General features: G+C 43.6%; 15 protein-coding genes. 7 read left to right on the top strand and 8 right to left on the bottom strand.

Going from position 1 to position 12,788, the window contains the following annotated elements; translation table 11 throughout:
* Positions 1-123 precede the first annotated feature (123 nt).
* Complete coding sequence (locus AC0L6N_RS10495; RefSeq protein WP_473481093.1) at positions 124-1,236, top strand: DUF2066 domain-containing protein; 1,113 nt, start codon at positions 124-126, stop codon at positions 1,234-1,236.
* Complete coding sequence (hda, locus tag AC0L6N_RS10490; protein WP_011575274.1) at positions 1,236-1,949, top strand: DnaA regulatory inactivator Hda; 714 nt, start codon at positions 1,236-1,238, stop codon at positions 1,947-1,949. Before AC0L6N_RS10495 ends, hda begins: the two co-directional genes overlap by 1 nt.
* Here the strand turns inward: hda and AC0L6N_RS10485 are convergent.
* The 3 genes from AC0L6N_RS10485 to arsC are packed head-to-tail and all read right to left on the bottom strand — an operon-like array spanning position 1,946 to position 3,360.
* The gene (locus AC0L6N_RS10485; protein WP_011575273.1) at positions 1,946-2,374 is read right to left on the bottom strand and encodes a DUF2069 domain-containing protein; all 429 of its coding nucleotides are present in this window, start codon (positions 2,372-2,374) and stop codon (positions 1,946-1,948) included. The two genes, hda and AC0L6N_RS10485, sit on opposite strands and share 4 nt — an antisense overlap.
* A 21-nt stretch (positions 2,375-2,395) precedes the next feature.
* Positions 2,396-2,992 (bottom strand): NAD(P)H:quinone oxidoreductase, encoded by a 597-nt coding sequence (gene wrbA / locus AC0L6N_RS10480; RefSeq protein WP_473481091.1) that lies wholly within the window; start codon positions 2,990-2,992, stop codon positions 2,396-2,398.
* Positions 2,989-3,360 carry an arsenate reductase (glutaredoxin) gene (gene arsC, locus AC0L6N_RS10475; RefSeq protein WP_006991130.1) on the bottom strand — a complete coding sequence of 124 codons (372 nt, stop codon included), beginning with the start codon at positions 3,358-3,360 and terminating at the stop codon, positions 2,989-2,991. Before arsC ends, wrbA begins: the two co-directional genes overlap by 4 nt.
* A 78-nt stretch (positions 3,361-3,438) precedes the next feature.
* Here arsC and AC0L6N_RS10470 point away from each other — a divergent pair, with 78 nt between their 5' ends.
* Complete coding sequence (locus AC0L6N_RS10470) at positions 3,439-3,909, top strand: TlpA family protein disulfide reductase (protein ID WP_473481089.1); 471 nt, start codon at positions 3,439-3,441, stop codon at positions 3,907-3,909.
* Here AC0L6N_RS10470 and bepA read toward each other — a convergent pair.
* Positions 3,895-5,361, bottom strand: a complete 1,467-nt coding sequence (gene bepA, locus AC0L6N_RS10465) for a beta-barrel assembly-enhancing protease (RefSeq protein ID WP_011575269.1) — start codon at positions 5,359-5,361, stop codon at positions 3,895-3,897. The two genes, AC0L6N_RS10470 and bepA, sit on opposite strands and share 15 nt — an antisense overlap.
* Before the next feature lie 337 nt (positions 5,362-5,698).
* On the opposite strand from bepA, the gene AC0L6N_RS10460 reads away from it, so the two are divergent.
* Complete coding sequence (locus tag AC0L6N_RS10460; protein WP_473481087.1) at positions 5,699-6,769, top strand: AI-2E family transporter; 1,071 nt, start codon at positions 5,699-5,701, stop codon at positions 6,767-6,769.
* Between the two features lie 65 nt (positions 6,770-6,834).
* Here the strand turns inward: AC0L6N_RS10460 and bcp are convergent, their stop codons facing one another.
* Both bcp and AC0L6N_RS10450 read right to left on the bottom strand, forming a co-directional pair.
* Positions 6,835-7,299: a thioredoxin-dependent thiol peroxidase gene (gene bcp, locus AC0L6N_RS10455; RefSeq protein WP_473481085.1), complete on the bottom strand. Its 465-nt coding sequence runs from the start codon at positions 7,297-7,299 to the stop codon at positions 6,835-6,837.
* Between the two features lie 56 nt (positions 7,300-7,355).
* Positions 7,356-7,883, bottom strand: a complete 528-nt coding sequence (locus AC0L6N_RS10450) for a glycine cleavage system transcriptional repressor (RefSeq protein WP_011575266.1) — start codon at positions 7,881-7,883, stop codon at positions 7,356-7,358.
* A gap of 161 nt (positions 7,884-8,044) precedes the next feature.
* On the opposite strand from AC0L6N_RS10450, the gene dapA reads away from it, so the two are divergent.
* From dapA to AC0L6N_RS10435, 3 genes are all read left to right on the top strand, one after another.
* Positions 8,045-8,926, top strand: coding sequence for a 4-hydroxy-tetrahydrodipicolinate synthase (dapA, locus tag AC0L6N_RS10445; protein ID WP_473481084.1), 882 nt, complete (start codon positions 8,045-8,047; stop codon positions 8,924-8,926).
* Between the two features lie 9 nt (positions 8,927-8,935).
* The gene (gene bamC / locus AC0L6N_RS10440) at positions 8,936-10,042 is read left to right on the top strand and encodes an outer membrane protein assembly factor BamC (protein ID WP_011575264.1); all 1,107 of its coding nucleotides are present in this window, start codon (positions 8,936-8,938) and stop codon (positions 10,040-10,042) included.
* Positions 10,043-10,120: 78 nt separating this feature from the next.
* On the top strand, positions 10,121-11,224 hold the full coding sequence (locus AC0L6N_RS10435) for a phosphoribosylaminoimidazolesuccinocarboxamide synthase (RefSeq protein WP_473481083.1): 1,104 nt from the start codon (positions 10,121-10,123) through the stop codon (positions 11,222-11,224).
* Positions 11,225-11,370: 146 nt separating this feature from the next.
* Here AC0L6N_RS10435 and yfaE read toward each other — a convergent pair whose 3' ends face one another.
* Positions 11,371-11,643 (bottom strand): class I ribonucleotide reductase maintenance protein YfaE, encoded by a 273-nt coding sequence (gene yfaE / locus AC0L6N_RS10430; protein WP_473481082.1) that lies wholly within the window; start codon positions 11,641-11,643, stop codon positions 11,371-11,373.
* Entirely contained in the window at positions 11,643-12,773 is a 1,131-nt protein-coding gene (nrdB, locus tag AC0L6N_RS10425; protein WP_473481081.1) for a class Ia ribonucleoside-diphosphate reductase subunit beta, read from the bottom strand. The genes yfaE and nrdB overlap by 1 nt, the downstream gene beginning before the upstream one ends.
* Positions 12,774-12,788 lie beyond the last annotated feature (15 nt).

Raw genomic sequence — 12,788 nt, 5'->3', positions numbered from 1 at the left:
AAAAGGTACAGATAATCTACTCAATTTTGCCCAAGGGGAAATTAACTAGGGTGAAACAAATGATGAAATTTCTACTTAAATCAATGACAATAGGGCCTTTCTACTCTGGAGTGAAGTTGATAAATGTTCAAAGGCGTCGCTATTGTAGCTCGATTGCACCTTATTTTTTGTCTGACATTATGTTGTTTAGCGAGTGCTAATGCGGGTGTCATTGAAGGATTATACAATGCGCAAGTTGAGGTTGCAGACCAATCAACGGCCACGCTGAATGCGGCCATACGCGATGGTCTACAAGATGTATTTGTGAAGGTCAGTGGTAATTCGACTTTGTTGAATGACCCTCAAATCAAGCAACAGCTTAAGCAAGCGAAACGTTACTTACGCACTTATCGGTTTGAGCAAACTCCTGAGCATTTGTATCTTGCGGTTAACTTTGATCAGGAAAAAGTAGATAAGCAATTACGTGATTCAGGTTATCGAATTTGGGATAAGCTCCGCCCAGAAACCATATTATGGTTGGCGATTAAGGAGCCTAACGGTCGTCGTGAGTTGGTCTCTGAAGGCAGTCATCAAGAATTGTTTGTTGCGGCGCAAAAGGTGGCAAAACGCAGAGGGGTCGAGATTGTTCAACCATTATTAGATTTAGATGATATGCAAAATATCAGTATCTATGATGTATGGGGCGGCTTTGTGCATCAACTCGCTCAGGCAAGCAAGCGTTACGGCGTGGAAAATGTCCTTTCAGCAAGGATCTACCAATTAGAAAACAACGATGCTGAAGAAAATGATGAGCAAGGCAGTGCTCAAGGTGTTGATGTTGCTTGGCGAGCCGATTGGACGCTACTGGAAGCGGGAAGCACAAGCGTTGGAACTGTTTCAGGAGCGGATCAAGAACAAGTGGTCAGTGCGGTTATCGAAGGTATGGCTGACAACCTAGCGAACAAATACGCAATTGATTTTAGCCGTTTCGATCCGGCTGCTATGCGGACCATAGTCACCATAAAGAACTTAAGTAGCCTTAGACAATACGGAGAAATATTAACGTTTTTTAATAGTCTAAGTGTCGTAAGTTCAGCCAGTTTAGTGAGTCAAAACGGCCAAGTGGCGAAGTTCGAACTAAGCTTGTTAGGCGAGGTAGACAACCTTATAGATGCAATGAGCTTAGATAACCGAATTTCTCCTGTGAATCGCCTCGAGCTGGATAAGCAAAAGTTGGAGTATTTCTGGAAACTATAATGAGCAAGCAATTGTCTTTAGCCGTGAATTTACGCGATACAGAAACATTTGATAGTTTTATTGTTGGCGAAAACTTGCACTTGGTTCACCGGCTCAAAAGCTTGCTCAACAAAACGTTGAATACCAAAAATCAACCTTGGCTAACGTTTGTCAGTGGCGATCACGGTGTAGGTAAAAGTCATCTTCTTTACTCTTTATGTCACAAAGCTCAATCGGCGAATGTCAGTGCGGTGTATCTTAGTTTTAAAGATAAACAGCAATACTCCCCTGAGGTGCTTGACGGCCTCGAGCACAGCCAACTCATTTGTTTAGACGACGCAGATGCACTGCAGGATTCACAAACATGGCAAATAGCGGTATTTGATTTGTTAAATAGAGTCAAAGAGCTAGGGCGCAGTCATGTGGTCGTGTGCGCTAACGGTGGGCCCACGTCTTTAAACCTGCAACTAGCAGACTTAGCATCTCGTTTAGCTTGGGGGGTGAGTTTCACGCTAGCCAGTTTAAGTGATGAGGGGCGATGTGTGGCGCTTTTAACGCGGGCGAGGCAAAGAGGTTTGGTAATGCCAGAGAAAGTCGCTATGTATCTTGTGAATCATTGGCAGCGCGATATGCCATCGCTGATGAATACATTAGATAAATTAGATCAGCTGTCTTTACAACAGCAAAGAAAGCTGACCATCCCATTTGTAAAAGAGGCGCTTAATCTCAATTAACGATTGTTTTTGCGCGCTTCAAATGCTTCTTTTTCTTCCAGTAATTCTTCTTTTAATTTTCTAATGCCGGTGCCGAGCTCTCTTCCACGTAATCGAGCGTAAAAGCTACAGCCAGTAAACAAACCAACGCACAATAATATCTCTATAGCAGCATAGATCTGTTCACCCTCTACGGCGTATACAGCGGTCAAACCATGTAATAAATAATACATGACGATAAAATTAGTCCATGCATATGTGTATGGTTTGCCAGCGAGCAATCCACGTATCGGCAACAGAATAGGGATAATCCACAGCAATAAGGTAAACAGTGTTGACGTGTTTTTATCTATGGTGAGAAAGAAGTGCCAAACGATCAGCCAAGCAATTAACAAAAAGTAACTGCCTAAAGCAAGGCGTTTGTAGAATTGGGTGTTTAAGGTCATGTGGTGTCCTGGTTTTAATAACTATTGAGATGTTAACTTGTGGGCGATAACCGCCAAGCGCTGACCTTGAGCAAAACACAGTGCGCGTTCATCATCACTGAGTTTGTTGCCTTTATCGCCATGGGCATAATGGGTTGCACCATAAGGACTGCCGCCTGTGGTGGTACTATGTAGTTCAGGGTGAGTATAAGGTAACCCTACAATGACCATGCCGTGGTGTAGTAGCGGTAGCATCATACTGAGCAGCGTACTCTCTTGCCCGCCGTGCATACTTCCTGTTGAGGTGAATACAGTCGCCGGTTTATCAACCAGCGCACCGGACAACCATTGACTGCTGGTACTATCGATAAAATATTTTAACGCAGAGGCCATGTTACCAAAACGGGTAGGGCTGCCTAACGCTAATCCTGCACACGTCTTCAAGTCATCTTTTTGTACAAATAGGTCACCATCATCTGGCACGCTGGCTTGGCTGAAATCAATTCCGTTAGAGATTTCAGGTACAGTACGAATCTTCGCTTGCATCCCCTTTGATTCTGCACCTTGGGCAATTCGGTTTGCCATTGCTTTGGTGGCGCCGTGTCGGCTGTAATATAAAACGAGAATATGCTTGCTCATAGTAGCTTAAGCACATTCTCTGGCGGGCGGCCGATTGCGGCTAGGCTTTCTCGGTCATCTAACGCACCTTTTATCACAATTGGGCGCTCAATAAGCTTGGGGGTAACGTGCATAACCGTGAGCAGTTCGTCAGGTGATATATTGTCACTGTCTATGTTTAGCGCTTTGTATTCAGGTTCTTTTTTACGCATTAGGGAGCGAGGATCTGACATACCCAGCATCAACAAAATAGCCTGTAGTTCTTCTACGCTCGGCGGATTTTTAAGGTATTCGATAACCTTAGGTTGCTGGCCATTATCAATTAATAATTGAAGCGTTTGGCGGCTCTTTGAACAACGTGGGTTGTGTAGTATGGTCAGCTTCGACATGGTAAATTCTACTGTTATCTGCAATGAATATCGTTATTCTATCGTTTCGCTCTCATTGGTAAAAGGGAAGGCTGTACAATGTTACGTAAATTTCTATTTTCGCTGCTTATTATTGCCGGGTTGTTGGCGGGAATGCACGGCTATTCTTTGGTTAGAACTGATTTTACGACAGATGATGGCCTTTCACACCAATGGCGTGACTACGAAGGAAAGTGGGTGGTAGTCAATTATTTCGCACTTTGGTGCGCCCCCTGTTTACGAGAAATGCCCGAGCTCAACAAATTTCATCAACAAAATGAAGGTGACATTCCATTGTTTGCGATTAGTTTCGATGATGTCACTCCACGAGAGTTAGCCGAGCTAAAACAAAAATTTGCGATCGAATTCCCGGTTATTGCCGGCATTGAACAGCCGCTGCCAATGACAAAACCAAACAGCTTGCCCGCTACTTTTATTATTGGACCTGACGGAGAAGTTAAAAAACAGTTGTTAGGTGAACAAAGCGCTGCGTCCTTGCACAGCGCTATCGAAATATTAAAGACTCTCTAAACGCGTTTGAAACTCACGAAATTGCTCGATTCGGGCGCGTATTCTTTGCTTTTCAATGTTTTGCGCACCTGCGTAATTATACGCACTGTGTAATTCATCTATGGCGCGAGGATAAGACGCTGCCAGTGCGTAGACTTCAGCTTTGGTCTGATGCATCTCCAATTTGTTCTGACTTTCTGCATAAGCGTCAGACAATATTTGATGGGCGAGCATGTTGTCAGGTTCGACCAATAAGTAATCTTTTAATATGCGTACCGCACGATCATATTGCTTATTTTTAACCAACGCATTGGCTAAATTCAGTGTGATCACGCGATTGCGGGGTGTTAACACTGCTTGGGTCGTGAGTTTGTCGATGGCATCCTGGACACGCCCAGTCTCAAGTGCAATGTCTGTATAGGTATCGAGATAAAACAAATTACGTGGATCATCCTTTAGCAAACCATCGATGAGATCACGGGCTTTGTCGTACTGTTTATCTGCTAAGTAAGCCAAGGCTAGACCATACTCAGACGCGGTTTTAAACGTGTAGCTACCACGCTCTAAACTGGTTTCAAAATAACTGACGTTGTATTCGGGTGTTGCGTAGTACCGCGCTAAAATACGGCTCTTGGCAAGATGGAAGCTCAAGCTTGGGGCCACTCTTGCTGTGCGATAACTTGCAGCACGTGTACGGGCGTCTGCAACCCTAGATTCAGGCAAGGGGTGAGTTAACAAAAAAGCAGGTGGTTTAGATTTTAAGCGGTATTTTTCCACTAATGTACCGAAAAACTCGCCGGCAGCGTTTGGGTCGAAGCCTGCTTGCGCAAGTATGCGAATACCTATGCTATCCGCCTCTTTCTCGTTTTGGCGAGTGTAATTGATTGAGGACTGTGCCGATGCAGCTGAGCCCGCACTAATGGCGGCAATACCCGCTTCTGGGTTAGCTAAAGCAAGTAAAATACCTCCTAAGGCCGACGCTAACTGTAAAGGTGACGATTTTTGTTGTGCGGCGATACTTCTGGCGATGTGCCGCTGGGTAACGTGGCTGACCTCGTGGGCGAGTACTGAGGCTAGTTCACTCTCGTTTCGCGCATTAAAAATCAAACCTGTGTGCACACCTACGTGACCGCCGAAAAAAGCAAACGCGTTAATATCGGCATTATTAAGTAGGAAAAACTCAAACGGAAATTTAACATTATCGGCTTGGGCAACCAAGCGGTTACCCAAATCTTGAATATATTCATCAAGGAGAGGGTCATTAATAATAGGGGCCTGACCTCGCAGTTGACGCATCAACACATCACCAATTTGCATCTCTTTGTCCAAGCTAATGGCACTTGAAGCAACGACGCCTATTTCGGGCAAAGCATTCTTTTGGTTAGCAGCAAAGCCGGTAGCGCTCGTCATAATACCAAGCGATACAGCCAAACTAAGCAATGCTTTTTTGTAAATTGGGGATGTTTTAATCATTTCACCTATTTAATCAATTACAACTTCGTTAATAAGAAAGGCAATAGCCTGATTTAGTTCCGAAAAACTGATGATAACCGTTAATATTGCGTTGAATGGCTCTAACTTCAAGTGTTTTATTGGCACTAAGCGACACCCCCCAAACGTTATTTAATACAGAGGGCCAAAAAAGCCACTACTACTTTGCTAAAATCTTATCTTTCTTTAGTGGCACACTATATTATGCTGCGCTAATCGATTTTTGCACGGCACACATTTAACGAATAGCGTTTTTATGATGTGATCTACATCGGGTCAAAGCAATTTTAACCGCGTTTTTAAGAGGTATAACAGTTATATGATAAGTGTGTTCGAAAGATGGTATAAGCGCAAATTCTCTGATCCTGATTCCGTTATGTTGCTGATAATGCTAATTGCTGTGTCTTTGCTGTTGGCATTGTTAGGCACCATTTTAATGCCAGTATTAGTAGCCGCTGTCATTGCCTATTTATTGGATTGGCCTGTAAGTCAGTTGTCGCGCTCAGGTATGCGTAGAGGCTTTGCTTGTAGTGTGGTTATCTTTGGCTTTTTGACATTATGTATTTTGACCTTTATAGGCATTGTGCCTGTGGTATCACAGCAAAGCATTAATCTCATTCGCGAAATGCCGCAAATCTGGGGGCACGCACAAGTATGGTTATTGCAGTTACCTGAGCAGTACCCCGATTTTGTGCATTTGGGGGATGTGCAAGACATGCTTGATGGCGTGAATGAACGTATTGTTAGTTTGGGGGAACAACTTCTTTCAGCTTCTGTTAGTTCCCTTGGGAGCTTAGCGTCGTTGTTGATTTACCTTGTGTTGGTGCCATTAATGGTGTTTTTCATGCTCAAGGACAAAGATCAGCTGCTAGACAATTTGTCGCCGCTTTTACCGTCTCAGCGCCGTCTTATAAAGCAAGTAGGTAGCGAGATGAATACCCAAATTGCCAACTACATTCGCGGTAAAGTCATCGAAATTATTATAGTGGGCACGATATCAGCCGTAACCTTCGCCTTGATGGATTTACGCTATGCCTTGCTGCTTGGCGTGTTGGTGGGCTTTTCAGTATTGATACCTTATATCGGCGCTGCCGTGGTGACAATTCCTGTGGCGGTAGTGGCCTTATTTCAATGGGGAATAACACCGGATTTTTGGTGGTTAATGATTGCTTATGGGGTGATTCAGGCACTCGATGGAAACGTGCTTGTGCCGGTGCTATTTTCTGAAGCGGTAAGCTTACATCCGGTGTACATCATTATCGCAGTGTTATTTTTTGGCGGTTTGTGGGGCTTCTGGGGCGTGTTTTTTGCCATCCCACTGGCGACGCTGGTAAAAGCGGTGATTAATGCTTGGAAAGGGCCTTTGCAGGAGCTTCCTCCCGCTATTTAAGCTTTTGGACGATGCTTGCCTGTCCTGAATATGGCTTCAGGGTAAGCAAGCATCACGGTGTTATCTTATTGACTTAAATAATCAAGTACGACCTGATGGTGGTCTTTGGTTTTAAACTTATCAAACACGTGTTCAATCACGCCTTGTTCGTTAATTAGAAAGCTGATGCGGTGAATACCGTCATATTCCTTGCCCATAAACTTCTTTAAGCCCCAAACGCCAAAGGCCTCCGCCACAGCATGATCTTCATCAGACAACAGGCTGAAATTAAGCTGCTCTTTTTCAATGAATTTAGGCAGGCGCTTGACCGCGTCTGGGCTGACGCCAAGCACAACTACATTTAGCTTATCTAGTTCACTTTTGCTATCACGAAGATTTTGAGCTTGTACAGTGCAGCCTGGCGTCATGGCTTTGGGGTAGAAATACACCAATACCTTTTTACCGCTAAAGTCCGATAGGTTCACGGTTTCGCCGTGCTCATTGGGCAAGGAGAATTTAGGTGCTGGTGCACCCGCTGTCAGTCTATTCATAAAAATGTCCTTAATATGGATGTAAAAAAATTGTGGAAATGTGATGAATGAAAAATTCAGTGATTTTGCTTAATAGCGCCGTGTAAATCTAGATGTTGCAGTAACACTTCAAACTTCTTCTCGAAATCCGCTATGTCAATATCGTGAGGCATACTGACGACCATTTTGCATTTCACTTCATCTGGTTCATCTGGGGATGTTTGCAGTGTCTTTAAACGCAGAGCACTGACGGTCACGCAAAACGTGGAGAAAAATTGCGTCACTTCTTTAATGACACCTACAGCATCAACACCTGAGAAGGTCACGTCTGCAAGGTGCTCTAGATTTTGTTTAGCATGGCGTTTGGTTCGTTTCATCATGGATAGCAAATCAAGCTGCTGACAAGCGAGAGGTATAGCTACCTCAACACGTGCAATAGCGCTCTGGGTGCCTTCTACAATCATGGTAAGTGAAAAATCCTGACCGTAAACCGCTTGCCGACTATCCAGAATGTTGCAATTAGTCTCACTAACCACATCAGTGATTGTGCTGAGCATGGTGACTTTGTTGGCACCTAGAATGGTGATGATTAATTGTTGTTTCATTAACGTATTAAGCTTACTTCGTGAATTTTGACACTACTAACATACCTGAATTACCCCTAGTATTTCCAGTTTCAAGATTGGTTTTGCATTCTGCGCATTCATTACTTGTTTTTACCCCACAGGCTCTTTACCATTAGGCGCGAATTTTTTCTGGAGTAGGCATGTTTACTGGTAGTTACGTTGCATTAATCACCCCCATGTACCAATCAGGCGAGATAGATTATCCGTCGTTAAAGAAGTTGGTTGATTTTCATATTGCTAATGGCAGTCATGGCTTAATTGCTGTAGGCACCACGGGCGAGTCTGCCACGTTACCCTTTGATGAGCACATTGAAGTGGTCAAGCGCATGGTCGAGTTCGCTGATAAGAAGATACCGGTAATCGCTGGAAGTGGAGCCAACTCTACCGCTGAAGCGATATTTTTAAGCGAGCAAATGGCTGGTACTGGGATTGATGGTTTCCTTAGTGTTGTGCCTTATTACAACAAGCCGCAACAAAAAGGCATGGTGGCGCACTTCAACGCGGTTGCAGATGCGACTGATTTGCCAGTTCTGTTGTACAACGTACCTGGGCGTACGGTGGCAGATATGCTGCCTGACACAGTGGCGGAACTTGCAACACACCCTAAAATTGTTGGCCTTAAAGATGCCACCGGTGATATTACCCGTTTAAAGCAAATGCAACCTTTAGTAGATAAAGACTTTGTATTCTTAAGTGGCGACGATGCCACAGGATGTGAGTTTTTAACTGCAGGGGGGCACGGCGTTATTTCAGTGACGGCGAATGTTGTACCTAAGCAAATGTCTCAGATGTGTGAAGCGGCGCTTGCCGGTGATTACTCCAAAGCCAAAGAAATCGATCAGCAAATAGCCGAGCTTCACAGCGCTCTATTTATTGAACCAAATCCAGTATTGCCTAAGTGGGCTTTATACAAAATGGGGCTCATTCAATCTGCATTTTTGCGTTTACCGTTAATTGAATCGGAACTTGATAGCCAAAATCATATCGAACAAGTCATGCGCAATTCGGGCGTATTATCTTAAGGAGATTGCATGACAACTAAGTTTTTCATTGGCACAGCTATCGCGGTTAGTGTTTTAAGCGCGTGTAGTTCATTAGAAGAGCGACAAATCGCCAGCGGTAATTTTGAATATACCAAGCAACAGCCAGGTCATGATATTCAAGTACCAGCCGATGTTGACCGTCCTAATTTTAGTCAGGCTTATAAGCTTCCTGCTTTGGATGCTGATGCGCCGCGCAATTTTATTGGCAAAAAGCTCAAGGTCGTTTCACCCGCGTTGGTGTTGCCTTTAGTCACTGGGTCTCATGTTGATGATGGCAGTAAAGATGCTAAGGTGTTTTTCGACCAAGTCGACGATAGTCAACCGCTAGACACCACTATTTGGAATTCTCTGCTGAGTTATCTAGAAGAGCAGGGCATTGGCATTGAATCGTTCGATAAGGACAAACAGCGCCTCGTTACCGATTGGGTCGTGGCCAAAGAGATTTTAGATGATCATTGGTATAGCTGGTCATCTGTTGAGCGTGACACCAGCCAACGCTTTGAATTTGATTTAGAAATGAAACCCCATGGACGTACGGCGACATTGAACGCGCACCTAGTGGATTATAAAGAGCGTCAGGGGGAAGCGGTTGTTGCTGAAAAATCTGATGTAGATTCCCGCGCTAAAGAAGTCGACATCTTGAATAAAGTGATTGGTCACTACGAATACCAAATTCGAGTGGCTGATGCTAAGCGCCTACGGGAAATTCGCCGTGGTATGCAAATTACAATTGGCCAAGATGGCGAAGATGCACCTGCGTTTATTATTGACAGTAACTACGACACAGCATGGCCGCGCGTGCTATTGGTGTTGCGTAAACTTGGTTTTGACGTGAAAGATTACGACAAATCTAATGGTTTATTGTTTGTTAAGTACAACGGTACCGAGAGTGGTTGGTGGGATTCAGTTTGGTCTAACGACGAAAATGCTTTACCGCTTGAAAAGCAAGAGTATCGTTTTAGAGTGGAAGACGCGGGTGAGCATACCTCGTTAACTGTGCTTGATAACGAGAGCACGCCATTTACTAAAGATAAGTTATCTGGTCTGTATGATGTGTTTGCCCGAGTAATGGCTGACGATAATTTAGACATTTAATGTAATCCGTATCGATTGAAAGAGCACCGCAAGGGTGCTTTTTCGTTTTTAGGCAACCCATTTTGAGGACAATCTAGTATGAGCTTCGCTGATAAAGTGCTTGCTGTTAATGACAACCTTCCTATTCGTACTGATTTACCTGTGCACAGTGGCAAAGTTCGTTCTGTATATTGGTTAACAGAACAGGACAGCCGACGTCTTATTGAAGAGCATAATTACCCGGTACCGAAAGATACGCCATTAGCCATCATGTTAATAAGCGATCGTATTTCAGCGTTTGATTGCATTTGGCGTGGTGAAGAAGGTATGCAAGGTGTACCTGGCAAAGGCGCAGCGTTAAATGCTATTTCAAACCATTGGTTTGGCTTATTTAAGGAGCAGGGGCTGGCTGATAGTCATATATTAGACATTCCTCACCCACTGGTATGGATTGTTCAGAAAGCTCGTCCAATCATGATTGAGGCGATTTGCCGTCAATATATTACGGGTTCCATGTGGCGTGCGTACGAAAAAGGCGAACGCGAGTTTTGCGGTATCCGTCTTGAGGAAGGGTTATCAAGAGACAGCAAGTTAGCCAATATATTGATTACTCCTTCTACCAAAGGTGTTCTTAAAGGCATTGAGGGGGTGCCAGAAGCAGACGATGTGAATGTGTCTCGTAGTGATATAGCGCAACACTATGCTGCGTTTGACTTTAACGCTGCTGATGACATTGCTTTGTACGAAAAATTACTCACTGAAGGCTTCGGGGTCATAAGTCATGCGCTTAACAAAATCGATCAAATTTTTGTAGATACAAAGTTCGAATTTGGTTATGTAAAAGACGTAGACGGAAACGATAAATTAATTTATATGGATGAAGTGGGAACCCCAGATTCATCTCGTATATGGGACGCCAAGCAATACGATCAAGGCAATATTGTCGAGAACTCAAAAGAGGGATTCAGGCAGTTGCTGCTCAATTACTTCCCTGATCCTGATATATTGCTTAATAAAGAGCGCATGGACGAACGCGAGGCATTAGCACGAAACAATGCCTTACCAGTACAGGTGTTAATGGATATATCAAAGACTTATACACAAATAGCGGAGAAAATCACCGGCCAAAAAATTGTGCTCAGTGATAACCCTAAAGAAGAAGTGATCAGTGTTTTACGGGATAAGTACCAGCTTATTGACTAAACTCATATCTCGTTTGAAAGGTGAGACTCATATAAGCCAGATATTTTTAAGCCAGCTATTTTGCTGGCTTTTTTGGGTTTTAAAACCGCTAGCTTCTTGTTAGCTAATTCCAATCGATTGACGCTGCGTGTGTATTGGAGGTTGGATTACGCTTTAATTTTTATGTGGCCCAAGGGTTTACAGCAACAAGGCAGTATTTCGCCGTCATCGATGAAAGCAAGAGGATCAAGTAGGTATTCTACCTCACCTTCGATTAACTGTGTTCTACATGCGCCGCAAAATCCCTCTTTGCAGTGGTATTCCTTAGGAACATTATGGGTGAGCAAACAGTCGAGGAGATTGTTGTGAGCAAACGAAATCGTTTGCTCACAGGGGGCATCGGGGTCGTCGTGTTCAACAATCGTGACTTTTTTGCACACTATAACTCGAACTCGTCGAAGTCGTTGCTGCCGACTTCAGAGTCGATTTGGCCGACAAGATAGGAGCTGATCTCGGATTCTTGCGGAGCGACCTGTACGTTGTCTGAATTCAAATAATTATTCATCCAAGGCAAGGGGTTATTTTTAATGTCAAATGGCTGACCTAAGCCAATTGCTGACATTCTGTGGTTCGCAATAAACTCCACGTATTGACATAAAATGTCTTTATTTAGGCCAATCATCGAGCCGTTCTGAAATAAGTACTCAGCCCATTCTTTCTCTTGATTAACTGCGTCAAGGAAGATATTTGTCGCTTCCTCTTTATACTCAAGGGCGATTTCAGCCATTTCAGGGTCGTCTTTGCCTTTGGCCCACAAGTTCAAAATATGCTGCGTCGAGGTCAAGTGTAGGTTTTCATCACGTGAAATCAGGCGAATAATTTTAGAATTACCTTCCATTAATTCACGCTCAGCAAACGCAAACGTACACGCGAACGACACGTAAAAACGAATCGCTTCCAAGGCATTGACTGAATTCATGCACAAGAATAGTTTTATCTTCAGCGTACGCATAGTCACAACGTGCTCTTCACCATTGATGGTGTGCGTACCTTCACCAAGGGTTTGCCAAAGTTGGGTGTAAAAAATCAAATCGTCATAGTATTTAGAAATATCAGCAGCGCGCTTCTTGATTTGCTCATTTTCAACGATATCGGAGAAAATACTGCTTGGGTCCCCAAACAAGTTACGCAAAATATGGGTGTAGGAACGTGAATGAATGGTTTCAAAAAACGACCATGTTTCAGTCCATGTTTCTAGCTCAGGAATAGAAATAATCGGTAAGAAAGCAATATTTGGGCTACGGCCTTGAATAGAGTCTAATAAGGTTTGATATTTCAAATTCGAAATAAAAATATGCTTTTCTGATTCACTCAGCTTTTGAAAGTCAACTCTGTCTTTACTGACATCTACTTCTTCGGGGCGCCAGAAAAAACTGATTTGCTTCTCGATAAGTTTTTCGAAAATGCTGTGTTTTTGTTGATCATAACGGGCAACGTTGACCGGATTGCCAAAAAACATAGGTTCCTGCAAAGGGTCATTATTGATTTGATTAAACGTTGTGTATTTCATGAATGTTAGCAGACC

The sequence above is a fragment of the Paraglaciecola sp. G1-13 genome (assembly GCF_055809255.1).
Note: the sequence above shows the minus strand (reverse complement) of the source record. Positions and strands in the feature narration are given on the sequence as shown.